Annotated in this window: 31 protein-coding genes; 2 read left to right on the forward strand and 29 right to left on the reverse strand. The window is 72.0% G+C overall.

All coding sequences use genetic code 11. From position 1 onward, the window contains the following. Window positions 1–53 precede the first annotated feature (53 nt). The 19 genes from OG618_RS18120 to OG618_RS18210 form a co-directional block, all read right to left on the reverse strand. Window positions 54–398 (reverse strand): helix-turn-helix domain-containing protein, encoded by a 345-nt coding sequence (locus OG618_RS18120; protein WP_329488540.1) that lies wholly within the window; start codon window positions 396–398, stop codon window positions 54–56. Between the two features lie 179 nt (window positions 399–577). Beyond that, entirely contained in the window at window positions 578–1,852 is a 1,275-nt protein-coding gene (locus tag OG618_RS18125; RefSeq protein WP_329488541.1) for a DUF3631 domain-containing protein, read from the reverse strand. Next, window positions 1,849–2,790 (reverse strand): bifunctional DNA primase/polymerase, encoded by a 942-nt coding sequence (locus OG618_RS18130; protein ID WP_329488543.1) that lies wholly within the window; start codon window positions 2,788–2,790, stop codon window positions 1,849–1,851. The genes OG618_RS18125 and OG618_RS18130 overlap by 4 nt, the downstream gene beginning before the upstream one ends. A 64-nt stretch (window positions 2,791–2,854) precedes the next feature. Beyond that, the gene (locus OG618_RS18135) at window positions 2,855–3,202 is read right to left on the reverse strand and encodes a hypothetical protein (RefSeq protein WP_329488545.1); all 348 of its coding nucleotides are present in this window, start codon (window positions 3,200–3,202) and stop codon (window positions 2,855–2,857) included. Beyond that, complete coding sequence (locus OG618_RS18140) at window positions 3,199–3,384, reverse strand: hypothetical protein (RefSeq protein ID WP_329488546.1); 186 nt, start codon at window positions 3,382–3,384, stop codon at window positions 3,199–3,201. Before OG618_RS18140 ends, OG618_RS18135 begins: the two co-directional genes overlap by 4 nt. Beyond that, the gene (locus tag OG618_RS18145) at window positions 3,381–4,106 is read right to left on the reverse strand and encodes an SAM-dependent methyltransferase (protein ID WP_442906815.1); all 726 of its coding nucleotides are present in this window, start codon (window positions 4,104–4,106) and stop codon (window positions 3,381–3,383) included. The genes OG618_RS18140 and OG618_RS18145 overlap by 4 nt, the downstream gene beginning before the upstream one ends. Then, window positions 4,103–4,699, reverse strand: a complete 597-nt coding sequence (locus OG618_RS18150; RefSeq protein WP_329488547.1) for a hypothetical protein — start codon at window positions 4,697–4,699, stop codon at window positions 4,103–4,105. Before OG618_RS18150 ends, OG618_RS18145 begins: the two co-directional genes overlap by 4 nt. Window positions 4,700–4,881: 182 nt before the next feature. Continuing rightward, on the reverse strand, window positions 4,882–5,055 hold the full coding sequence (locus OG618_RS18155; RefSeq protein WP_329488549.1) for a hypothetical protein: 174 nt from the start codon (window positions 5,053–5,055) through the stop codon (window positions 4,882–4,884). Between the two features lie 15 nt (window positions 5,056–5,070). Beyond that, complete coding sequence (locus OG618_RS18160; protein WP_329488551.1) at window positions 5,071–5,508, reverse strand: hypothetical protein; 438 nt, start codon at window positions 5,506–5,508, stop codon at window positions 5,071–5,073. Between the two features lie 33 nt (window positions 5,509–5,541). Beyond that, window positions 5,542–5,733, reverse strand: a complete 192-nt coding sequence (locus tag OG618_RS18165; RefSeq protein WP_329488552.1) for a hypothetical protein — start codon at window positions 5,731–5,733, stop codon at window positions 5,542–5,544. Window positions 5,734–5,932: 199 nt separating this feature from the next. Then, window positions 5,933–7,972 carry a plasmid transfer protein TraB gene (gene traB, locus OG618_RS18170; RefSeq protein ID WP_329488554.1) on the reverse strand — a complete coding sequence of 680 codons (2,040 nt, stop codon included), beginning with the start codon at window positions 7,970–7,972 and terminating at the stop codon, window positions 5,933–5,935. Window positions 7,973–8,102: 130 nt separating this feature from the next. After that, entirely contained in the window at window positions 8,103–8,753 is a 651-nt protein-coding gene (gene traA, locus OG618_RS18175; RefSeq protein WP_329488555.1) for a plasmid transfer protein TraA, read from the reverse strand. Window positions 8,754–8,775: 22 nt separating this feature from the next. Further along, window positions 8,776–9,333 (reverse strand): hypothetical protein, encoded by a 558-nt coding sequence (locus OG618_RS18180; protein WP_329488556.1) that lies wholly within the window; start codon window positions 9,331–9,333, stop codon window positions 8,776–8,778. 18 nt (window positions 9,334–9,351) lie between these two features. Then, window positions 9,352–9,780 (reverse strand): hypothetical protein, encoded by a 429-nt coding sequence (locus OG618_RS18185; RefSeq protein WP_329488557.1) that lies wholly within the window; start codon window positions 9,778–9,780, stop codon window positions 9,352–9,354. Between the two features lie 17 nt (window positions 9,781–9,797). Further along, on the reverse strand, window positions 9,798–10,007 hold the full coding sequence (locus OG618_RS18190; RefSeq protein ID WP_329488558.1) for a hypothetical protein: 210 nt from the start codon (window positions 10,005–10,007) through the stop codon (window positions 9,798–9,800). Between the two features lie 17 nt (window positions 10,008–10,024). Continuing rightward, entirely contained in the window at window positions 10,025–10,399 is a 375-nt protein-coding gene (locus tag OG618_RS18195) for an RRQRL motif-containing zinc-binding protein (RefSeq protein ID WP_329488559.1), read from the reverse strand. Beyond that, window positions 10,396–11,415, reverse strand: a complete 1,020-nt coding sequence (locus OG618_RS18200; RefSeq protein ID WP_329488560.1) for a hypothetical protein — start codon at window positions 11,413–11,415, stop codon at window positions 10,396–10,398. The genes OG618_RS18195 and OG618_RS18200 overlap by 4 nt, the downstream gene beginning before the upstream one ends. A gap of 5 nt (window positions 11,416–11,420) precedes the next feature. After that, window positions 11,421–11,795 carry a WhiB family transcriptional regulator gene (locus tag OG618_RS18205; protein WP_329488561.1) on the reverse strand — a complete coding sequence of 125 codons (375 nt, stop codon included), beginning with the start codon at window positions 11,793–11,795 and terminating at the stop codon, window positions 11,421–11,423. Next, window positions 11,795–12,043, reverse strand: a complete 249-nt coding sequence (locus tag OG618_RS18210) for a hypothetical protein (protein WP_329488562.1) — start codon at window positions 12,041–12,043, stop codon at window positions 11,795–11,797. The genes OG618_RS18205 and OG618_RS18210 overlap by 1 nt, the downstream gene beginning before the upstream one ends. Before the next feature lie 566 nt (window positions 12,044–12,609). Between OG618_RS18210 and OG618_RS18215 the strand changes: the two genes are divergently transcribed. Both OG618_RS18215 and OG618_RS18220 read left to right on the forward strand, forming a co-directional pair. Further along, on the forward strand, window positions 12,610–13,455 hold the full coding sequence (locus tag OG618_RS18215) for a sigma-70 family RNA polymerase sigma factor (RefSeq protein WP_329488563.1): 846 nt from the start codon (window positions 12,610–12,612) through the stop codon (window positions 13,453–13,455). Between the two features lies 1 nt (window position 13,456). Continuing rightward, window positions 13,457–14,266 (forward strand): protein phosphatase 2C domain-containing protein, encoded by an 810-nt coding sequence (locus OG618_RS18220; RefSeq protein ID WP_329488564.1) that lies wholly within the window; start codon window positions 13,457–13,459, stop codon window positions 14,264–14,266. 161 nt (window positions 14,267–14,427) lie between these two features. Here the strand turns inward: OG618_RS18220 and OG618_RS18225 are convergent, their stop codons facing one another. The 10 genes from OG618_RS18225 to OG618_RS18270 all read right to left on the reverse strand — a co-directional run bounded on the left by OG618_RS18225 (window position 14,428) and on the right by OG618_RS18270 (window position 21,948). Further along, entirely contained in the window at window positions 14,428–15,435 is a 1,008-nt protein-coding gene (locus OG618_RS18225; RefSeq protein WP_329488566.1) for an HNH endonuclease, read from the reverse strand. A 50-nt stretch (window positions 15,436–15,485) separates the two neighbouring features. Then, complete coding sequence (locus OG618_RS18230) at window positions 15,486–16,460, reverse strand: NaeI family type II restriction endonuclease (RefSeq protein WP_329488567.1); 975 nt, start codon at window positions 16,458–16,460, stop codon at window positions 15,486–15,488. A 326-nt stretch (window positions 16,461–16,786) separates the two neighbouring features. Beyond that, the gene (locus OG618_RS18235; RefSeq protein ID WP_329488568.1) at window positions 16,787–17,953 is read right to left on the reverse strand and encodes a tyrosine-type recombinase/integrase; all 1,167 of its coding nucleotides are present in this window, start codon (window positions 17,951–17,953) and stop codon (window positions 16,787–16,789) included. Further along, on the reverse strand, window positions 17,950–18,201 hold the full coding sequence (locus OG618_RS18240; RefSeq protein ID WP_329488569.1) for a helix-turn-helix domain-containing protein: 252 nt from the start codon (window positions 18,199–18,201) through the stop codon (window positions 17,950–17,952). Before OG618_RS18240 ends, OG618_RS18235 begins: the two co-directional genes overlap by 4 nt. Next, complete coding sequence (locus OG618_RS18245) at window positions 18,194–19,534, reverse strand: replication initiator (protein WP_329488570.1); 1,341 nt, start codon at window positions 19,532–19,534, stop codon at window positions 18,194–18,196. The genes OG618_RS18240 and OG618_RS18245 overlap by 8 nt, the downstream gene beginning before the upstream one ends. Beyond that, window positions 19,534–20,199: an SAM-dependent methyltransferase gene (locus OG618_RS18250; RefSeq protein ID WP_442906816.1), complete on the reverse strand. Its 666-nt coding sequence runs from the start codon at window positions 20,197–20,199 to the stop codon at window positions 19,534–19,536. Before OG618_RS18250 ends, OG618_RS18245 begins: the two co-directional genes overlap by 1 nt. A 57-nt stretch (window positions 20,200–20,256) precedes the next feature. Beyond that, on the reverse strand, window positions 20,257–20,424 hold the full coding sequence (locus OG618_RS18255) for a hypothetical protein (protein ID WP_329488572.1): 168 nt from the start codon (window positions 20,422–20,424) through the stop codon (window positions 20,257–20,259). 1 nt (window position 20,425) lies between these two features. Further along, window positions 20,426–20,611 carry a hypothetical protein gene (locus OG618_RS18260; RefSeq protein ID WP_329488573.1) on the reverse strand — a complete coding sequence of 62 codons (186 nt, stop codon included), beginning with the start codon at window positions 20,609–20,611 and terminating at the stop codon, window positions 20,426–20,428. A gap of 100 nt (window positions 20,612–20,711) precedes the next feature. After that, the gene (locus tag OG618_RS18265; protein WP_329488575.1) at window positions 20,712–21,266 is read right to left on the reverse strand and encodes a GGDEF domain-containing protein; all 555 of its coding nucleotides are present in this window, start codon (window positions 21,264–21,266) and stop codon (window positions 20,712–20,714) included. 139 nt (window positions 21,267–21,405) lie between these two features. Beyond that, window positions 21,406–21,948 carry a DUF6197 family protein gene (locus OG618_RS18270; protein ID WP_329488576.1) on the reverse strand — a complete coding sequence of 181 codons (543 nt, stop codon included), beginning with the start codon at window positions 21,946–21,948 and terminating at the stop codon, window positions 21,406–21,408. Window positions 21,949–21,950 lie beyond the last annotated feature (2 nt).

Below are 21,950 nucleotides of genomic sequence, written 5' to 3' on the forward strand. Positions count from 1 at the left end.
CTGCGGACGGCGTGCCGCCCGGCGCAATCGCCGGGCGGCACGCGGTGGGGTGATCAGGCGGCGTCCTGCTGCTGGTGAAGCGCGGCCCGGCGCGGCACCCGCGCGCGCAGACGCACTGGGTCCTCAACCGGCTGCGGGGGCCGGGTCGGCTTGCTTGGGGCAGGCTCGGTCCCGGCGGGGCGGGGCGCCGGCGCCAGGACCGGGCGGCTCTCGTAGAGCCGAAGGATCTCTGCGAACTGCTCGGCCGTGAAGCGGTACGACCGGCCGGGCTTGGTGAACGGAATGCGGCCGCGTCGGGCCTGCTCCTTCACCCACCACTCGGACACATCGAGGGCTTTGGCGATGTCGGCCGGATGGAGGAGGGTCGGCAGCGCGCCCCGGTTCTGGGCCAAGGTCAAGCCTCCAGATCGTCGGTGCGAAGCAGGGGCAGGGGCTCGCCCCCGCCCCCCTTCTCAGGGATCCGCTACTGCCGCTACTGCCGCTACCTCCCTGGTCAGAGGCATGTTTTCGGTAGCGGATTCGGTAGCGGTAGCGGATTGGTGCCGCTCCCGGCGGGTGGCCGGGAGCGGCGGACGGCCTACAGCTGGGCGGCGGCCGGGGCGGCGGGTAGCGGATCGGTATCCGCTACCTCGGGCGTATCCGCTACCGGAAACAGGGCCCTGACCTGCGCGGTAGCGGCAGTAGCGGCAGTAGCGGATCCCTGGGGAGCAGGGGGACGGCAGTACCGCAGCCACGCATCGGCGAGGTCGGAGGCGTAATACCCCTTCGCCGAACTCTTCGAGCCGGTCTTGATGTTGCGGGGCTTGATCGGGTCGTTGTCGGCGGTGACGTAGTCGCCGAGCATGCGGGCGAGGGCGCGGGCGGTGATGGGCTTGCCGTCGAGATCGGCCCACGGGGCGTCGTCCAGCTCGGCGAGCCTGCCCAGGAGTTCGGCGCTGAGCATGCGCTCGGCGCCGTCGAAGATGTCGCGCAGGTCCGACAGGAGGCGGATGCCGACGGAGCCCTTGTCGTTGGCCTTGGCGGCGGTGACGAGCTGGACGCAGGCGGCGCGGGCGCGCTCGGGCCAGTGCCCGCCGGCCGCGTCGGCGACGGCGAGCAGGGGCTCCCACACGTCGGCGGGCCGGTCGGTGACACCGTCGGGCATCTCGGGGAGGCTGTCCTGAAGGGTGCCCCGGACGGAGTCGGCCCAGGCGGCGAGCCGCTTGCGCAGGGCGTGCCCCTCGGGGGCGGTGGTCCGCTCACGGAAGGGCTCCACCTCTTCGTTGGGTGCCCGGCGGCGCATCCGGATGATGATCGAGCGGCTCATGATGGTGTCGGGCAGGTCCCCGAGGCCGCCCATGGCGAGAGCGGCGTAGACGGGGAACGCCTGGACCGTCTGGGTGCTGCCGTCGCCGACACAGCGGTGGACGACGCCGGAGCGACGGTGGCCGGAGTTGATGAGGCCGCGCAGGTCCTCGTTGCCGCCTGCCTTCGGCCCGAAGGTGGTGTCCACCTCGTCGAACAGCACGGTGGGCCGGGCATCGGGGTCGCACACGGACCGGAACAGGGCGGCCGGGGAGACATCGGTGGTGAACATCGACCGGGGGGTGAGGGTGTCGATGATCTCCAGCGCGCGGGTCTTGCCGGAGCCGGGCTCCGGGGAGAGGAACGCGATGCGCGGGGTGGACTCGAAGACGTCGAGGAGGTGGGTGTGGGCGTCCCACAGGACGACGGCGGTGTAGGCGGCCTCGCTGGGGAAGACGTTGAAGCGGCGGTGGAAGGCTTCGACGGCGTCGAGCACGGTGGCGCCCTCCTCGGGGCCCGGCTGGCCGGGGGTCTCATTGCTCTTAAGGGGGGAGCTGGGGGGCGTCATGCGGCGTCTCCGGCCGGGTTGTTGGCGATGGACCAGTTCAGGGCGTTGGTGATGGTCGCGTCGGCCTCGCGTGCGGTGAGGCCGGCCTGCTCTGCCGCCCCCTTAAGAGCGTTCTCGACCTCGGTGCGGCCGAGCTTGCCGTTGGCGACGAAGCGGCCCAGCGCGCGGGCCGCTCGGGTGAGGGTCCAGTTGCGGGTTCCCTCGGGGGCGTTGGCGACATTGGCCGTTTCGTTGTGCAGGGCGGCGTCCACGTAGGCGGGCCGGGTTCCGGGGGTGCGCTGGCAGGCCCGGAGCACCGGGGCGGCGGGCCTCGGTGCAGGGGTGAGGAGGCGTGCGATCCAGTCGGGCAGCGGCGCCGGGGCGGTGTCGAGGACGACGTCGTAGCGGCGGTCGGCGACACTGCTGCCTGCGGCGACGACGTAGCCGCCGCTGGCCCGGGTGTCGATCAGCCAGCCCAGTCCGGAGCCGTGCTGACCGGCGGTGTTGCGCAGGGCCGACCCGGTGGGGGCGGTGAAGTAGAGGTGGAGACCACCGCTGGGGGTGGCAACGGTGTAGGTGTCGGAGGGGAACGGTTGCTCGTTGCGCTCGCACAGCGCGGTGAGGACGTCGTATCCGCCCGTGATCCACGGGGCTTCGGCCCACTGCGCAGGCACTGCGGAGCCGGGCTTGTAGGTGTCGAGGTCGACGACGACCAGCCCGGACGGCCCGGTGGCCAGGCCGATCCCGTAGGGCCCGTGCGACCAGGTGCGGCGCACGGTGTCGGGGTCGAGGGTTGCGCGCTGCTCCCAGCCCCGGTGGCCGGCGGTGCAACTGCCGGTGCGGGGGCATGCGGTGGCGGCGTGCAGAGCGGGACGCTTGGTGCGGGGCACCAACGGGAAGACGTGCCAGTCGCGTTCGACGGCGGCGAGGGCGGCGGTGAGCAGGGGGTTGCCGGTCACGGCGAATCCCTTCGGCAGGTCGGGCCCGGGGCCGCATAGGGCGGCCCCGGGACGGCAGAGCGGGCTAGAACAGGGAGTCGGCGGGCCCGGTGGCGCCCCGGCCGGTCTTGGCGGCGGTGCGGCGGGTGGAGTCGTGGCAGGCCGGGCACCACGCGGCCAGTTCCCGCTTGGGCAGGGCGGCGGCGCGGTGCGCGGGCAGCAGCAGGCCGTCGGGGTCGGCCGGGGCGGCGAGCAGGCGGACGGGGCCGGCATTGTGGCGGGCGTAGCCGCCGTGCCGGACGGGGCAGCGGCCGCCGTCCTTGGCGTGGGTCTTGCCGCAGGTGCCGCGGCACTGGCAGCGTCCGGCCGCGGCCGAGAGGACGGCCTGCCACAGGCCGGTGGTGTCGCCGAGCGGCGGGATGCGGCCGCTCACAGGCCCTCCCGGGCGGGTCGGCTGTGCGCGGGGCACAGGTCCCTGCGGCCGCGCCGGGTCCAGCCCCGTGCGGCCAGCCAGGCGCGCAGGGCGTCGAACGTCGGCGCGGGGAGGGGGCTGCCCCACTCGGTGTCGCAATCCGGGGCGTCGCAGTTCAGCACCCGGTAGGTGAACCCGCTCATGCCGCCACCGCCCGGGCCGCGGCCTGGTGGCCGATGAGTTCGGTGTAGGCCGGGGGGATGGCTTCGCGCAGGCCGTCGCGGGTGGCCCAGGGCATGCCCATCACCGTCTCGGAGCGGGCGAGGGGGACGTTGGAGAAGTTGCCGACGACGTGCATGAACTCGCCGTCGGCGACGGGGCGGCCCATCTTCGCGAGCGGCGCCGCGTGCACGGGGTGCTGGGGCGGGGTGATGGTGAGGCCGCCGCCGGTCTCGAAGAGGCGGTGGCGGTAGGTGCGCAGGCGGAACGCGGCCCCGCACAGCATCACCGGGTCCTGCAGTTCGGGTGCGGCTTCTTCGACGTTCTCGATCACCCACGGCTGCCCGGTGGACTGCATGGCGGTGCGGGTGGGGGCGATCAGGTCCGGGTGCTCGCGGCCCCGGATCTTCTGGCAGCGGGTGTAGCGCTGGCAGGGCGGGGATGCGTGCAGGAGGGCGAAGAGGTGCCCGTACTCGGTGATGAAGGAGACGGCGTCGGCCTGGACGAACGCGAGTGGGTTCCTGGGCTGCGGGGCGTTGTCGAGACTGAGGACGCGGTATCCGGCAAGGTGGTAGCCCATGCCGGCGCCGCCCTGGCACCCGTAGGTATCCAGGACGGTGAGGCCGTTCCAGCGGCGGGCGGGCAGCCAGGCGGCGGGCGGGCGGGCCGCCCGGAACAGGTCGGCCAGGGCGGCGGGGGTGCTCACCGGGCACCGCCGAGCAGGTCGTCCACCAGCGGCGACAGGTGGGCGTTGGCGTGGGCGGCAAGTGCGGCGATGACGTGCTTGGCCTCGTGGGTGAGGGTGCGTCCGGGCCTGGCGGCGGTGGGCCGCAGCAGGATGCCGTCCGGGATCGGGACGAGCAGGGTGGCTGCGACCAGGACCGCCGGGCGGTCGGTGCGCTCGGGGCTGATCAGCACGGGCCACGGCTCGTCGTGGCGGCCCCACGGGTCGCGCTCCCAGTCCCGGGCACGCAGGCGGTCGCCGGGGCGGCGGGCGAGGTCGCTGTGCCGCAGGCCGACCTTGGCGCAGAACCCGGCGTTGCCGTGATGGTCGCGGTAGACGTCGAGGGGGTAGACGTCGGGGCGCACGGCGACGTACCCGGGGGCCATCACCGGGACGGTGGCCGTGCGCCACGCGGCGATCGCGAACTCCACCGGGTGGAGCGGCTGCCCGCCCTCGTGGAAGTCGTCGGCGTGCTGGGCGAGGTAGGCGCCGTAGCGGGAGCGGCCGTCGCTGGCCTGCTCCCGGTCGCGGATGTCGTCCACGATCGCGAGCGTGGAGCGGTCGAACTCGGGCATGCTGGTCCCATCTCTGAGAAGGGGATGCACAGCCCCGCACCGGCCGTTTCTCTGCCAAGATTCGGCGGCTGGTGTGGGGCTTTGTGCTGGGCGGGAGCGGGTCTGTCCGGTCCCCCGCACCGTCCGGGTCCCGGCCGCTGGCTGCGGCGGGTTCGGGCGGAACGGCCGGTCGGGCAGGTCGGTCAGTGGTGCGGGCCGTCGCAGTACGAGTCCTCGCAGGAGCAGCCGTCGCACTCGGTGCAGATGTCGTCGGAACAGTCCTGGCACAGCTCGTGGCCGGGGCAGTCCTCCTCGGCGCATTCGTCGCAGAAGTGACCAGGGCAGCCCCAGTCGTCGCATTCGTCGCAGTAAGACACGGTGATCTCCAGGGGTCAGCGGTTGCGGTTGGTGACGTTGACGTGCACGTTCACGGCGCCCTGCCCGGTCCGGCCGCCTCCGCCGCTGCTGTTCTTGAGCAGGTAGACGACGCCGAGGGCGGCGACGAGCAGGCCGAGACCGGTCGTGGCGGCGGCGAGGGTCTGGAGCAGGAAGCCGACGCCGAGCCCGGCGCCGCCGATGCCGATGCCGCCGGCGAGCAGGCGGGCGGGCCACGGGTCGCGCGCAGGGGCGGCGGGCAGGTACTGCGGCAGCGGGGCGGGGGCGTGGACGGTGGGCAGGACCGGGTGCTGGGCGGGGACGGGCAGCGGGGCGCCGGGGTGGTAGAGCACGGGCGGGGCGGTGAGCGGGGCGGGGTGGGCGTAGTAGGGGGTGCCGTCCGGGGTGTAGAGCACCGGGGCGGCGTAGGGCTGCGGGGTGGTGGTGTGGTCCACGGTGCTTCTCCTGTCGGCGGTGCTGGCGGGTGGTCAGTGGATGGTGGAGACGTAGTTGGCGAGGGCGGTGAGGCCGTCGTTGACGGGGTCGGCGAGGCCGGTGCCGGCGACGGTGAAGCCGGACATCCACACCAGGACGGCGCTGCCGGCGCTGACGCGCTGGGCGCGGACGAGCAGGACGGTGATGACGCCGAACAGCAGGGCGGCGGAGACGGAGACGATCACGGCGAGGGGTCCTTCCGGGTGCCCCGGGGAGTGGTTCCGGGGGCGTGGTCGATCGGGAGTGGAGGGGGTGTCAGGAGCGTCAGGGAGGGGTGTCAGACGCGTCTGACACCCCTCGCGCGCACGCGTTACCTGGGGAAATGGGCCTGTCGGCGTCAGGTGTGTCTGACGCGTCAGACGCGTCGGGGCCGGGCCGGGGTGGTCAGGCGGCAGCGTGGTGGAGCGGGACGATCCGGTAGCGGCCGGCGTCGCCGGTCTCGGCGAGGCGGCCGTTGGCGACCATGTCGGAGACCTGTCCGGACACCCAGCTGCGGGTGCGGTGGAAGCGGTCGCAGTGCTCCATGAAGTCGGCCGGGCCAACCTCGGTGAGGCCGGCGGCCTCGAACTCGGCGAGGATCTCGGCCATGATGCGCTGGGCCTCGGACTTGCCGACCTTGGCGCGCGGCGGGATCTCCGGCGGGGCGATCTGCACCACCCCCTCCACCGCCGGGAGTTCGGCCTCCGGGTCGATCCACCCGTCGGCGCCGTCGGCGGTGAGGTCGTAGTCGTAGTCCACGGCGCCGGTCTCCTGCTCGTAGATGCTGTCGTCCTCGCCGTCCACGGCGGGCAGGGCGGGGAGCGGGTGGCGGGTGCGCTGGGTGAAGGCGGGGCCGACCGCGTTGGCGGCGGCCTTGGCGGTGACCGGGTCGCAGGCGGCACGGATGCCGGCGAACTCGGCGACGGCCCGCGTCATGTCGTCGACCGGGGTGAGGTAGGCGCGGCCCGGGGTGGCCCACACGCCCTCGGGGATGCCGTTGGCGACCAGGTAGGAGTAGCCGGGCCTCTTGTCCCGCCATGCCTGCGGCGCCGCCCCGGCGTCGAGCGCTTCGTCCGGCAGGGCGAACATGGCGTCGCGGTCGTCGCGCAGGCCGAACACCCACGACGAGCCGAGGGAGGCGCGGGTGTCGGTGCTGATCTGGGAGCCGGAGGCGCGCTGGAGCGAGACGACCAGGGTGATGCCGGCGGAGCGTGCTTCCTGGGCGATGCCGGTGAAGACGTCGTCGTCGGTCTCGCGGATGGTCTTGGCGGCCTCCTCGAACCATGCGAGCAGGTACGGCATGCCCGGGGACCCGTCGGCCTGCGTCTCGGCGCAGGCCGGTTCCCACTGCTTGTAGCCGTACCGGGCGAGCCAGGACGTACGGGCGGGGATGACGGCGCGCAGGGCGGTGATCATGGCCTTGGTGTCGTCCACGGTCAGCGCGGCCCAGTCGATCGCGGGCAGCAGCGGGCCGAGGGTCTGCTCCGCCTTGGCCGGGTCGGACGCCCACACGATCACGTCCCGGCGGGTGACGGCCTCGGTGAGGGCGGTCAGTCCGCCCTCGGACTTGCCCGATCCGGTCATCCCCATGATCAGCAGGTGCATGGCGTTGCGCCCGGCCTGCGGGTCGCCGGGGAAGAACATGGCCATCCAGCCGCCGTCCTCGTAGATGCCGAGGTGGACGGGGTCGGCGATCGACCCGCCGGGGTGTGAGGGCCCGGGGTAGGGGACACCGGCCTTGAGCAGGTCGTTCGGCACGACGGTGAGCGTCGCCCGGGAGGAGTCGTCCGCGTCCGGGGTGAGGCGCACGGCGTTCTTCGCGACCTTCAGCGCCCCGGCGAGGCGGGGCAGGGCCTTGGACACGTCGTCGGGCGTCAGCTCCCCGCCGGGCAGCTGGAGCCCGAAGACCGCCTTGTTGGGCTGGACCTCAGCCGAGGTGACCATGGTCTTGGCCAGTCCGACCTTTTCCAGCAGGCCGCCGTCGGTGCTGGCCGGGGTGCCGTCGGCGTTGACCCGCAGCAGCTGCCGCACGTTCCAGCTGCCGGCGAGGGCGGCGCCCCCTATGAAATACAGGCCCGGCAGGGGACCGGCGAGCGGCCCGGCGAGGGAAGCCGCGGTGAACCACGACGTGCCGGCCGCGACCGTGATCGCGGAGTGGAGACGGCGCTGCGGGCTGGTGTTCTTCCCCGCCCACCAGGTCGCCGAGGTGAGGCCAAGAGAGGCGAGGGTGAGGCCGACGGCGCCGGCCGCCGACGACCCCCACGCCATGGTGGCGGGGACGGAGAGGATGCCGGTGCCGGCGGTGACGAGCCACGGCGGCAGGTAGGGCTTGACCCGGTGAAGCAGGTACTCGCCGACGCCGCCGGAGTGCTGGTTGGGGTCGAGCTGGAGATAGCCGATCTGGCCGCCGTCGAGCTGGACGGCGGGCTGCTGCTGGCGTGGCACGGTGCCTCCCTGAAGGCCGAGGTGTGGGGGGGAGGGCCCGGTGCTGGGGCGGGAGCGCGCACAGCTCACCCGGCCGGGAGGCGGGCGAGGGGAACGCGCCCCTCGCCCCGGACAGCCGGGCTGGGAGGGGTCAGCCGCCGAAGTCGAACTTGCGGCGCGGGGCCTGGCGGGGGCGGGCGACGCGCGAGATCTCCGGGTCGAACTCGCGCTGGAAGCTCGCGTAGGTGCGGGCGATCTCGGCGGCGCAGTCCTTCGCGTCGTCGGCGGCCTTCTTGAAGTGCTTCGAGACCCGGCGGGCACGCGCCTGCGCGCCGAACGGCCGACCGTCCGCGTCCGGGACCTCCTTGAGCACCGCGTTCAGGATCTCGTGCGCCATCGACAGCTCGAAGCAGATCTGCATCAGCGCCGAGCGCCCGCGCTCGCAGAACGCGCGCACGTCCGCGTTGGTGAAGAACTCCGGGTCACCGAGCGGCGAGTAGCCGCCCCGCCCGGCGCCCGTGCCACCGCCGGGGCCCTGCTGCTGTCCGCCGCGCGGCCCGGCGCCGATGCCGCCGCCCGCACCGGGGCCCGGGCCCGGGCTGCCGGGAGCGCCCTGCCCGCCCCACCCGCCGCTGCTGCGGGTGCGGTTGTAGGTGAAGTGGTAGGAGTTGCCCCCCGGGCCGGCGCCGGCCGGGCCGGGGTTCCCGGCCGGCTGACGGGAGCCGGACGGGCCGCTCGCCGGACCGGCGGGGCCGGAGCGACGCGGCGGCGGGAACGGACTGTCGAAGCTGGGAGTGCTCATCTGTGCTTCTCCTTAGGGGAGTTCAGTCCGAGAGGGCGGTGCCGGCGGGCGTGATCGGGATGGCGGCGAGGGCCTTTCGGCGCCGCGACCAGAACGCCTGGACGGTCGCGGTGCCGACGAGCCACGCGGCGGCGAGCGGGCCGTTCCACGGTCCGAACCACACCGCCAGCGCCAACCAGGCGAGGCCGGCCGACCAGGCGGTGCCGGAGCTGGTGCGGGCACGGTTCTTCCGGCGGACCGCCGCGCTCGGGTGGCGGCGCGCCATGAACAGCCGTCCGGCGGGCAGCAGCACGGCCGGGACGGCGAAGGCGAACGCGACGGCCGGGACGGCGGACAGTGCACCGGCCGCCCCGAACACGCCGACCCCGGCCCAGAGGGGCGCCCACGCGACGCGGCGGCGCCACAGCGCCCGGCCGGTCGCGCCGGCCACCCGGCCGGCCAGGGAAGGACGGTGGGGGACGACCAGGACGACCGGGGCGGCACCCCGGCCGAGGTCGACCACATGCGCGGTGGGCCGGTGGCCGCGACGCTGTCCGCGCTGCTGCGGGATCACGATCTTCGTGGTGCGGGGGCGAGCCATGACGGACCTCCGGGTCGGTCAGATGGAAGCGATGAGGGCGGCGGCCGTCTCCCAACCGTGGTGCCACGCCTGGTCCAGCGCGTAGGCGCCGTTCATGCCGTGGTCGGCGAGCCGCACGAACCGCCCCTTGCCGGTGGCGTCCGCGAGGCGCCGCAGGGGCTCGCGCCGGTCGGCGACGTAGTGCGTGGTCGCGGAGAGGGCGAGGCCGGCGGCGACCGGACCGGGCCGCAGGCGGATGCCGAGCAGCTGGGCGCCGCCGAGCAGCACGCCGGCCTGGACGGCGGTGTAGGCGGCGACGTGGGACGCGCAGGCCCGGCGGCCGGCCTCCCCGCGCTGGCCCTTGGTGGTGGCCTGGTGGTCGCTCTGGACCCAGTGGTCCGCCACGTCCGCCGCCGACCGCAGCAGGGCGTAGGCGGCGGCGAAGCGGGCCGCACGGATGCTGGTCATGCTGGCTCCGTTCATGGTCAGCGGTTCTGCTGGAGGAGGGAGCCGATCAGCTCGGGGTGGTTGGTGGCGCCGATCGAGCGGCCGGCGGTGGTGAACAGGTGCCACCAGTGGGCGGTGCCGTCGTCGTTGCTGGTGTGGGCGCAGGTGAAGCCGTGGAGGGGGAAGACGTCCACGACGCGGGTCTGGGCGAGCTCCGGCGGCGGGGCCGGGATGTGGTTGGCGCTCATAGCGGTCTCCTTGGGGTTCAGGCTGCGAGGGCGGTGGTGCCGGCGCAGGCCAGGCAGGTGCCGAGGTGTGCGGGGAGCACGTAGCCGGCGTCGTGCCCGCAGGCGGGGCAGGTGCGGCGGGCCCGGTTGGCCTTTTCGAGGGCGGCAGCCCGGGCGGGGGTCATCGGCCGCACCGGGCGGGCCAGCGTGATCCGGTAGAGGCATGCGAGCCGGGCACCCCCGTAGCGGGAGCGCCACATGACCTGCGCGGCGACGTCCTGGCCTCCGGGGCGAAGACCCTTCGCCCGCAGCTGGCGGCGGGTGAAGAGGCCACGCGGCGCCATGCGCCACGGGTAGGTGGGCATGCCGCCGTGCCGGTCGCCGGACGGGTCCCAGTGCCTCGGGCGGCTCATGCGGCGACCGCCCCGGCGTCACCGTCGTCCTGCTCGCCGAGCCGCTTGTAGACGGCGCTCACGTAGGCCGGGGATCGGGTGGCGCGGCGGGCGGCCTCGCGCTGCGGGACGCGCTGGCGCCAGCACTCTTCGATCACGCGGGCGGCTTCGGCCCCGTCCAGCCGCTCCGGCTCCGGCGGGTCGGTGTCCACCCGGTCGGTGTCGGCGTTCACCTCCTGCTCGGGGGTGAACGGTTCGGGCTCCGGGGTGTTCACCGGGTCCGGCTCGTCGGTGTACACCGGGCCGTCGACCACGTCCTCGGCGGTCGTCGGGACCGGGTCGGCGGTCGGCCCGGCGGGGTCGGCCGGGGCGGGGTGAACGGGCTCGGGCGCCGGGTGAACGGGGCCGGTGTTCACCGCGTTCACCGGAGCCGCCGGGAGCGCTTCCCGCGCGCCCGCAAGGGGGCCGGAGGGCAGCGCCCCGGCGGGCGGCGGGGGCGGGGTGAACGGCACGGCCGGGAGGGTGAACAGCGGCGCGTTCACCACCTGCCGGGCCGCCTTCGGGACGCGCGCCGGGCGGGCGGCGAGCGGCGGTTGGGGCCGGTTCGCGAGTCGGGCGAGGGCCCGGCGGTAGGCCGGTCCGGCCTCCGCGACGAGCAGCAGCAGAAGCGGCGGGATCAGGTGGATCACGACGCCGACCAGGTCTTTTTCCAGGGCTGCGGCCCCGATGTTGAGCCACACTGTGGCGAGGCCGGTCACCCACCGGAAGACGGCCGGCCAGCGCCCGGCGCTCACGCCAAAGCGGGACAGGGTGCTGTCCGCCTGAAGGCTCAGGATGAAGCACCCGTCCCCGGCGACCGCCATGACCGGACCGGTCCCGTACCCGGGTGAATGGGCGTCGATGAACGGAGCGGCGGTGGACATGCTCACCGCGACCACCGCCCCCGTCAGCACCCACGTACCGGCACTGATCACCCGCGACGTACGGCGGATCTGCGCCTCGGTGGGCACCTCGGTGAGCGCCGGGTGAACGGGCACGGTGTTCACCCGGCGACCCCGGCGTTCACCCGGGCCCGGGCCCGGGCCGCCCGCCGCAGCAGGGGCCGACGCTCGTGCTCGTTCAGACCGCCGAAGATCCCGGCCGGCTCCCGGCGGTCCAGCGCGTCCGCCAGGCACATCGCGCGGACCGGGCACCCGGCACAGATCATCTTCGCGCGGCGCTCGGCCCACTCGGCGGCGGGCCCGATCTCCTCGGGGTCCGGGTAGAACAGGTCGGTGTCGACCCCCTTGCACGCGGCGCCGCGCAGGCCACCGTCGGCCGCCGGGCGAATCTCGGCAAGCGCGGTGGCCGCCGGGCGGGCCGTCAGGTGCGGGGTGCGGGTCGCGGCCCCGTTCAGGAGGCTGTGGAGCTGTGCCATCACGCGGCCGCCTTCCACGTCTCGGCCCGGCGGCGGGCGGCGGTGCGCATCAGCGCGGAAGCGAAGCGGGCGGCCGGCGGGTCCAGGTCCCGCAGGATGTCCCGCGCGGCGTCCAGCCGGATCCGCCGCTGCTCGGCGGTCTCCGCCTCCGAGCCGGTGAACAGTTCGGCGTCGATGCCGAAGCCGAGCGCAAGTTCCGCGAACTCGTCCGGCGTCGCCGCATCCTGGCCTGCGACAATCAGTTTCATGGGTCGTGTTCCTCTACTCAGGACGGCCCTGAGCGGTCCCGGTGTTGCAGCACCGGGACCGCAGCCGTGAAAGGGGATCGGGTGCTCAACGAGCAGCCGCGAAACCCGGCGTGCCGCACCGCTGGTGAAGCGAGCGGTGCGGCACGCCGGAAATCGTGAACGCTGGTGGAGCAGCCTCACCGGCCGGCGCAGGCCCGGCGAGGCGACCTATGTCTCACGCGGATGATCAAGCGCATCGGGCACCTCCTTCGGTTCGAACGGTCAAGGGACACACACTGCAAGGGGGCCACTCATGCCCCACTCTCCGGCCGTTGCTCGCGGTCGCCGGGCCACCTCGCCAGTCAGGGCCGGACCTAGCCGGACCCCTACCCCCTGGCCTTTGCGGAGATTGCAGCGTCCTCCGCCTAAGCATTTGTGCAGGTCAGAGAAGCGAGAAACCCACCCCTTTTAGTGCTTAGGGGGGCTTTCGCTCTTGCCTGATACCCAAGGTAGGCAGCACCTGCCTGGGCGTCAAGTCCCCCTCGCGGTATCCTTGCCTCGCCCCCCTAGGCAGTGAAGGGATGACCATGCACGAGGAACTGGAGCGGGTGGCCAACGTCGCCGTCCCGATCGAACGGGCCAAGGCGGCAATCTCGCTGATGGCGGACTATCAGAACCGGGTCGTCGAGCTGTCCCGCGTCCGGCGTGAGGCCATCGAAGAGGCATCGGCGTCGGGCATGTCGCAGACGGAGATCGCCGCCCTGCTTGGCGTCAGTCGTGGGCGTGTCGGTCAGCTCGCGTCCGCCGGCCCCGCCCCGGAGCGCGCGTTCTTCGGCTTGGGCCCGATGACGGTGGCACTCGGCGGCAAGTACGAGGCCGGTAAGTCGCAGGACGAGAACCCCAGCGAGGTCGTGACCAGGGAAGACCTCAGCAACTACGAACACCTGCGCAAGCTATTCGCCAGCCTGAAGCTGGACTCAGACTCGGAGGTGATCGCGCCGTCCGGCATCGTGAACCTGAACCGCGACCACCTGGTGGTTGTCTGCGGGCCACGGTTGTCGCCGATCGTGGCCCAGGTGCTCGAAGGGGATGACAACCTGCGCTTCCGCAAGGACAGCGCCTGGCACCTCGTGGACCTGCGTACCGAAACCGAGTACCGCTCGCCGCTGGATGAGGACGGAACGGCCGGGGATGTCGGCTACCTGGCCCGGTTGCCCCGACTCGACGGCAAGGGCACGTTCCTTTACATCGCTGGCATCCACGCGATCGGCGCGAACGGCGTCGTCCACTTCCTGGAGAACCACCTGGGCGAGCTGTACCGAGAGGTGAGGACGAAGCGCTTCTCGACGCTCATCTCGTGCCGTTACGACCCGAAGACCCTGGAAGTCTTGGAGAGCAACAGGGTTACTCCGATCTACCCACACGAGGCCTGACATGCGCGTCTCTCTTGCCACCGGTCCCGGCGGTCCGGGGGCCAACGAGGACTGGGTGGGTGCTACCCCGTCGCTGGCCATAGTCCTGGACGGGCTCAGCACGGTCGGACTCGACACCGGCTGCAAGCATGGCGTTCCCTGGTACGTCGCCCACCTCGGTGGCCAGCTGATGGCCGCACTGGCGGACACCGAACGCCCGCTGACCGATGGGCTGGCCCAAGCCCTGGAGCAGGTGGCGGCGCTTCACTCCACCTGCGACCTAGCCAACCCCGGGACCCCGTCAGCGACGGTATCGATCCTCCGGGCCGCCGGTGAGCAGTTCGACTACCTGGTGCTCGCCGACTCGCCCATCGTCTTTGAGCGGAACGGCGAGTACCTGTTGAAGACGGATCTACGGGTGGACGCCGTAGTACCGGAGCTGCGGGCAGAGACCGGGCGCTTCGCCACCGGAACGCCGGAGCACACGGAGAGCGTGCGTCGGATGGTCACGGCGCAGAGGCTCACGCGCAACACGGCGGGCGGCTACTGGGTAGCAGCGTCCAACGGGGAGGCGGCCGGGTACGCGGTCACGGGGGCGGTGCCGACCGCCGGTGTCAGCGCGGTCGCGGTTATGTCGGACGGCGCTTCCAACCTGGTGACCGACTATGGTGCGGCTTCTTGGTCGGAGGTCTTCGCGACCCTAAGGACGGGCGGTGCCGATGGGCTGATTTCCGCCGTGCGTGAGGTCGAGGCCACCGACCCGGATGGCGTCCGCTGGCCGCGCTACAAGCGAGGCGACGACGCGGCGGTAGCGTTCTGTCAGATCTCGTGAGCGTGAGCCAGTTATGGGCCAGCGGCGCCGGAGGGTTCGAAGTGGGAGTGCTTCGTCCAAGGTAGGAGGGACTTACTCACCGCGAGGCGGCTCTGATCTTGAAAACTGTCGTGGCCTCTGGTTGCTGCTGGCTGGGCAGTTGCCCAGCCAGCAGCGTTCCGTCAGGAGGACGATTCCACTGCGTCCTCTCCGGTCCTCAGTAGCTCGCGGAGCTGAGCCGGTGTCGGCCACGGCGCCTGGCGATGGATCATGCGGTGACAGTTGGAGCAGATGAGGGCGAGGTCGGAGAGCCGGGTGGTGCTCTCCCCGGCCACGTGGAGGGGCACGATGTGGTGGCACTCGATGTAGCCGGCACCGCGTTCCCCGTACACCGCCCCAAAGTTGAAGGTGCAGACCTCGCAGGCGAGGCTTCCACCTGCCTTTAGCACCGCTTTGATCTTCTGCCCCTTCAGCTTGCCATCCCGCTCCCGGCGCAGGTGCTCGCGTGCGATCACGCGGCCTTCCCTGGCTTCGAACTCTTCCGTGTCGGCGTCGTCTGCGGAGACCGGGACGAAACCAGGCTCTGCGACCAGACCGCGGATTCGCCGGGCGACTTCGAGCATCCCGGTCTCATCATCGAGGAACGCCTTGATGACCTCGTGGTCGTTCTTGGCAGCGTTGGTCGGCTTGCCGGCGTAGCCGGGCCGGTTGGTGGCGAGGTCGTACGTCTTGCGGGCCACGCTGTTGGGGCTGCGGAATGCCTCGCCGCGGGGCGCGGCGGCATGCGCGGTCATCGTCTGCAGCAGGGCTGACAGGGTGCGGACGTCCTCGTGCTCGGCGGGCAGTCCCCGCCAGTCGTTCTGCACCACGAGCGCGCAGGCCAGCACGGCTTCGTCCCAGGTCCATGCCGGGTTACGGACCTGCTTGACCGTGAAGCCCACGGCCTTCAGCCATGCGGCAGCACCGGTTCTGCCGCCGGAGAACTCCTTGTGCAACAGGGCCCGGCCGTACTCGTATTTGTGGGCCACGCCGGCCACGGCCTTCGAGTGGTACTCGCGGCCGTCGACCACTAGCACGTAGTCCAGTGCCTTGCCGTACCCGTATTCGGCGAGGAACGGCTCCTCCCCCTTCGCGTTGCACTCGGCAACCGCGCGGAGGACCGACTCGCGGCTCAGCTTCCCCTTCTGCATGAGCGGATCGTACGGGCGCCGACTGACGTCGCGAAGCGGATATTCCGGGGTCAGCTCTTCGGCACCACCGGGGCAGGCACAGGCGGATCGCTCTGCTCGTCCCCGCGGGCCAGGACCCAGGATGCGCCGCCGATGACGGCGACCGGGCGCCCGTCGGGTGTATCCGGCGCGGGGACGACCCGGGCCGAGATGAACTGGCCCTTCAACGGGACATCGAGCCCGAGGCTCACGGCAACCTCAGGATCGCGGTCCTGGTGGCCCAGTACCAGGATGCCCTTCGGCCTGAGGTAGTCACGCGCGCCGCCGTTGGCGCGGGCCCGCTTCAGGGGGTCGTCCAGGCCATGGCCCACGGTCTCAAGCGTCACACGCCTGACGACCTCCCCCTGGAACAGTTCGAAGAGCTTGTTGATCCGCGCCTGTCCAGCCGGCCCGTGCTTGCCGGGGGCACCCATGATCTGGGTGCGTACGCTGTCGCTCATGCCGAGGAGCTGGTTGGGTTCGAGCTGGTTCTCGCCACCCCACAGCCAGGTGATCGCCTGCACGCCCGCGGCGTTGAGCTTCCGCTTGCTGTCGCGGTTCGTGCTCGTCCTCAGGTGTTCCTCGGACGCCCGGACCAGACCCGCCTGCCAGGTGCTCTTCTTTTCGCTGTCGCTGGCCGTAATGACCAGGCAGAGGCACCCTACGAGTTCGGGGCCTATCTCCCACCCGCCCAGTGCGTTGGCGTACTTGCAGTCGACCTCGATGCCCTCGATGAGGTAGTCGGCCTTCTCCCCCTCTTCGAGACGCAAGTCCTTGTAGAGGTTGATCTCAAGAAGCGTCCCGAGATGGGTCTTCTCCGTCTTGTGCAGCTGCTTGTAGCTCCACCGGCCCATCCGGCGCCCGTCCAGGAGCTGGTCGATCGTCGACCGGATCACACCCGCGGTCCGCCTGCCGTCCGGGTCCAGCGCGTACAGGGCGGCTTGGACAGCGGCAACGTCCGGATCGTCCACAGGGGAATCATCGAAACCGAAGAGAGGCAGGGTCATGCCCGGGAGTGTAGCCAGCCCCGCCCACAGCCCGGCAGGAGGTGGTCAGGAGCTGTCCTGCGGTCCGGCAGCAGGGTCCGCTCTGGAGAAATCCTGGAGATGATCTTGGATTCGAGACCTCCCGTGGGCGACCCAACCCAACGTAGACCGATGCGCTGACCTGCACCGATAGATCAATTCCCAGGTGGGCGATCTTCCAGGGCCTAATTCGGGACGAAGAGGCCGTGGGTTCAAATCCCGCCACCCCGACCCAGTAGTACAAGGCAAGGGCCCTACCGGAGAGATCCAGTAGGGCCCTTCCTCGTTGTGCGTGACCAACTGCGTGACTATGGCTCAGGACCCTGCGCGAACAGATCGTCCATGACGACGGCGCCGGTCTGGATCACTGGGCGGATCTGCTTCCGGTAGACCTCTTCGGTCACCGCAGTGCTGGAGTGGCCGACCAGCCGGGAGATCTCCTCCAGGGGTACGCCCTTGTCCGACAGTAGGGACACGAAGCTGTGCCGCAGCTCACGTGGCGTCCAGTCGGCGGCGGTGACGCCCTCGGCCTTGGCGATGGCGGTACGGAACGCCCGGCGGACGTGGGACGGGTCCAGCTCGGTGCCCACGGCAGAGTGGAAGACGAGGTTGTTCTCCTCCCACTTGTCGCCGGCCGCGAGGCGGTCCCAGCCCTGATCGACCCAGTGGTCCCAGAGCGCTTCGACGCACCGGGCCGGGAGCGCGAGCGTGCGGCGGGACTTCTGAGTCTTGGTGTCGCCGCCGGCTCGGACCGAGCGCCACACGGCGATGTGCGGCGGGATCGGCGGGTTCGCGCCGGGCTGGCCCTTCAGGAACACGTGGTCCCAGGTCAGTGCCCGCAGTTCCTCGGTGCGCGCTCCGGTGAGCAGGGACACGACGACGTAGGCGTACATCGAGGTCTTCTCCGCCGACTTCAGCACGGCCTCGGCCTGAGCGAACGTCAGCGCCTTGGACGGCCGTCCGGGCTGGCCGGTGGGGACGGAGCACAGCTCCACGACGTTGCGCTTCACCTTGTCCCGGGCCATGGCGCGCTTGACAGCCCGGTTCAGGCAGGAGTGGAGGCCCTGCAAGGTGCGGGTGCTCAGGGTCTTGGCCTTGGTGGCCAACCAGCGGTCCACATCCTCGGCGCTGAGGTCCCGGAGCTTGCGGGCGCCGAGTGCCGGAATCACGTGGGTACGGCTCAGGATGGTGCAGGTATCCAGGGTCTTCTGATCCCGGCCGGCGAGGCCGTATGTCAGCCAGTCGTTGACCGCGTTCTCCACCGTGTAGTTGGTGGGCGCGATGGCGAGACCGTCCTCGTGGTCCCGAAGGACTTCCTTCAGCTTGTTCTTGGCCTCGGTCTTGGTCTTGCCGCTGCCGCGCTTCACGATGCGCTTGCCGCTCGGGTCGTAGCCGAGACTGGCCGTGGCAATCCAGCGCTGCCGCTTCTCGTCCCAGTGGAGACCGCCGTCCCCCCTGCTGCGACGGGTGGTCACTGCTTCCCCCCTGCTTCGCGCTCCAGCAGCGCAACGTAGTCAGTGATGGCGGACGCCGGAATGCGGCGGGAACGGCCCTCGCAGACCGTGCGCAGGCGCCCCGTGCGGATCAGGTCGTAGATGACGGTTCGACTCATGCTCAAGACGTTCATGGCGTCGGCCACGCGGTAGAGAACCGGACCGGTGAATGCCTCACCCTCGGAGCGCCTGTGCGGACGACGGATCATGGTCATCGCTGCGTCAGCCATGTGTCGGTTCTCCTTCCGTTCCAGCTGCGGGTTGTAGTGCGGCGGTGAGCCAGGTCTCGCCGGGGGTGAGGCCGGTGCCGGCGAAGGCCCAGTGGGCGAGGACGAGGGTGGTCTCCTCGGTGGGCGGGGTGTCGGGGCCGTGGATCTGTTCGAGGGTCTGGGCGCGGCGCCAGGCGGCGCGGGCGGTGCGGAGTGCGCCGAGGGTGGTGGAGTACTTGCGGGTCTTGGTGGAGAAGTGGCCCCGGAAGCCGAGCATGTGGGCCCAGGCGCGGAGGCGGAGTTCTGCCAGTTCGGGGTCGGCACCGAGGTCCCAGCAGGTGCGGATGAGCCGGCGGGCGTGGTCGGGGATGTCGAGGTGGCCGATCTCGGCAAGGAACCGCACGGGGCGGTCGAGAGAGCCGGTGGCGGTCTCGGCGCCCTTGGTCGCGTACTTGGCGATGTAGGCGGCGACGGCCCGTTCGGTGATCTGGACCGGGCCGGTGAAGTCGGCGCTGCGGATGGTGCGGATGTCGAGCTGGGTGCCGAAGGCGAAGCGGTGCTCCCGGCTGCTGAGGAGCGGGCCGGGGATTTCGGTGCGGCGGGCGGCGGCGCGGATCGCGTCGGTGAGCAGTTCGGCCGACGCCCAGGACGGCGGGAGGGTGTCGCCGCCCTCGGGGCCGTCCAGGCGGATCACGGCGTGGAAGTGGATTGCACCGCGCTTCTGGTACTCGGCGACCTTGCCGAAGGAGATCCGGGCGAAGTCCTTGAACTCCCGCTGTGTCAGTCCGGCGCGCTTGGCAACTTCGCGGCGCAGGTGGATGGAGAAGCGGGCCCAGATCTTCCCGGCATGGGCGTTCCAGAGAACCGCGGCTTCGTAGTCGTAGGTGTCGGGGTTGATGGGCGAGCCGAGGGCCGGGGCATCGGCGGGGTGGGTGGTGCCGCAGCGGCAGGGGCCGGCGGTGGGACGGTTGTGGACGGGGCCGAAGCTGGGGGCGGTGAAGGTGGCGAAGACCCGGGGGTGCGTGGCGACGGCTTCCGGGGTGCCCTTGCCGCCGATGAGCCCGGCGGTTATCAGGTGGTAGGTGTCGCGGCGGTAGGTCTCTGCGCAGGACGGGCAGCGGGTGACGCGCCGGTTGCCGCAGCGGAGCAGGAGGTTGCCCGCGGGCAGTTCGGCGGACTCCAGGTGGTGCAGGACCTGGCCGGTGCTTTCGTTGATCTCGGTGCGCCAACCGTCGAGGCGGATGGGAGTGGTGCAGCCGGCGAGGCCGGAGAGCTGTCGCATGAGGGCGGGCATGGTGCCGAGTTGGGCGATGGCGAGCAGGTCCGCGGCCGGGGGCGCGGTAGTGGTGGGCATCAGGCGGCCACCACCGTGCGGCCGGCGAGGTAAGCGGCGGCGATGTGGGCGGTGTAGGCCGGGGGGATCGCTTCGCGCAGGCCATCACGGCTAGCCCAGGGCATGCCCATCACGTCACGGGCAAGGGGGACGTTCGAGAAGTTGCCGACGATGTGCATGAACTCCCCGTCGCCAACGGGGCGGCCCATCTTGGCGTTGGGTGCGAGGTGGCGTGGGTGATGGCGGGCGGGGACAGCGAACGAGGTCTCGAAGAGACGGTGCCGGTAGGTGCGCAGGCCGAACATGGATCCGCACAGCTCCACCGGGCTGAGAAGCGGGGCGCCGGGGACGTTCTCGATCACGTAGGGACGGCCAAGGGCAGTCAGCAGCTCACGCAGCGGGGCGACGAGGTCGGGGTGCTGGTTTCCCCGGATCTTCTGGGCGTTGGTGTAGCGCTGGCAGGGTGGGGAGGCGTGGACCAGGTCGAATCCGGCGCCGTACTCGGCGAGGTAGGCCAGGGCGTCGCCCTGGTGGAAGGCGAAGGGGTAGCGGGGCTGCGGGGCGAGGTCGACGCCGGTGACGTCGAACCCGGCGAGGTGGTAGCCCATGGCGGCGCCGCCCTGGCAGCAGAAGAGGTCCAGGACGCGCAAGCCGTTCGCGGGGCGGGCGGGAAGCTGGGAGAACACGGGGACACCTCCGGTGGAGCCCCGGAACCAGCAGGCGGCGGTTCCGGGGCTGGGCTGTCAGGACGGCTTGACCAACTTGGAGTGCTTCTCGATCCACTCCTCGGCGCACACCTTGTGGACGGGCTTGCCGAGGTCCGAGCGGAGGTTGGTGGGCTTGTCGCAGATGCCGCAGGGGGCGGGCTTCTTGGCCCAGTGGCGGGAGTGGCGCCAGTCGAGGGGAGCCATGTCAGACGGCCTGCACGGCGCTGGCCAGCGGGCGGGTGGCGGTGCCGGTGCCGTGGCAGGTGCGGCAGTTGACCCGGACGGTGGCGCGGGAACCGTCACGCAGACGCAGACCGGTGGCGATGGCCACGGCGGCGAAGCCGGAGCAGTCGGGGCAGATCCGGGGCTGGGCGTGGCTGTGCTGGGGCATGATGAAGGTCTCCTTCGTGGGCTTCGGTTCGGGGAGGGGTTGCGGTCTCCGGGGCGGCGGGATGCTTGGCGGTGTCGAGCCGCCCCGGAGACCGGTCTTGCTAGCGGCGGCGGGAGGTCCGGCCGTCGGGCTTGTGGGAGTACATGTCGCGGTCGGCGGCGGCGAGCGCGTCCGTGAGCGAGGGCACCGGCAGTTCTGCGAGATGACAGTGGCCGATGGAGGCGCCCACCGGGGGCAGGCCGTCGAGGTGCGACACCGGCTTTAGGAGAGCCGTGCTCAGGGCTTCCAGGCGCTCGGCGGTGGCGTCCAGGACGACGGCGGCGAATTCGTCTCCGCCGAGGCGGGCGGCGAGGCCTTGGGACCCGCACCAAGCGGAGATCCGGGCGGCGGTGGCCGCGAGGACGGTGTCGCCGGCGGCGTGGCCGTGGGTGTCGTTGACAGCCTTGAAGTCGTCCAGGTCGATGAGCAGGACCGTGGTGCGGGCCGGGTGGGAGCGGATCAGGTGCTCGGCGCGGATGGTGAAGCCGTCGCGGGTGTGCAGGCCGGTGAGCGGGTCGCGGCGGGCGATGGCGAGGCGGCGGTAGAGCCAGGTGCTGTGGGTGCTCCAGCCGACCAGGGGGACGCCGGCGGCGGCGAGGATCGGGGCGAGGTCCATCGTGCGAGTCCTTCCGGGCGATTCCGGGCACCGGGGTGACTGACGGGTTCAAGTCCCGTCACTCACTCCGAGTGCGGTGAGGGTTGCGGGCCCCGGGGCGGCGGGATGCTTGGCGGTGTCGGGCCACCCCGGGGACCGGTCAGAGACCGAGGGAGAGTGCGCGGGCCGAGGCTCGGTCGAGCAGCTGGTGAATGTCGGCCTGGCGGGTGGCGGGGCGGTCGTTGTACTCGTCCGGGGAGCGCACGGGGCGGCCGGTGGAGTGCAGGACCTCCATGAGCTGGACCCGCGCGGTCTGGACGGTCAGCGGAGTGCCGTACCCGTGGGCGAGGACGGCAGCCTGAGCGCCGAGGAGGCAGACCCGGCCGGCGGTGTCCCACATGGCTCCCTGGAGCCAGCCGAAGGTGCTGATGTAGCGGGACGCGAGCCGCAGGTGATCGGCGGCGGTCACCGGAACCGGGCGGGCCGGGCGGTGAGCGAGGCGGTCGAGCAGCGTCGGGCGGGGCAGCGGGTGACCGGCGTTCCAGAGCTGCACCGTGGAGCCGAGCGGCGAGAGGTACGGGACCGGGACACGTGCCGGGGCGGGCAGGGAGGCGAGGTATGCCTCGATCTCCGCGACCAGGCCGGAGGCGTCCGGGGTGAGGACGAGCGGCGGAGGGAAGCCGAGCGCGGTGACGGTCGTCATGG

The organism is Kitasatospora sp. NBC_01246 (assembly GCF_036226505.1).
Classification (GTDB): domain Bacteria; phylum Actinomycetota; class Actinomycetes; order Streptomycetales; family Streptomycetaceae; genus Kitasatospora.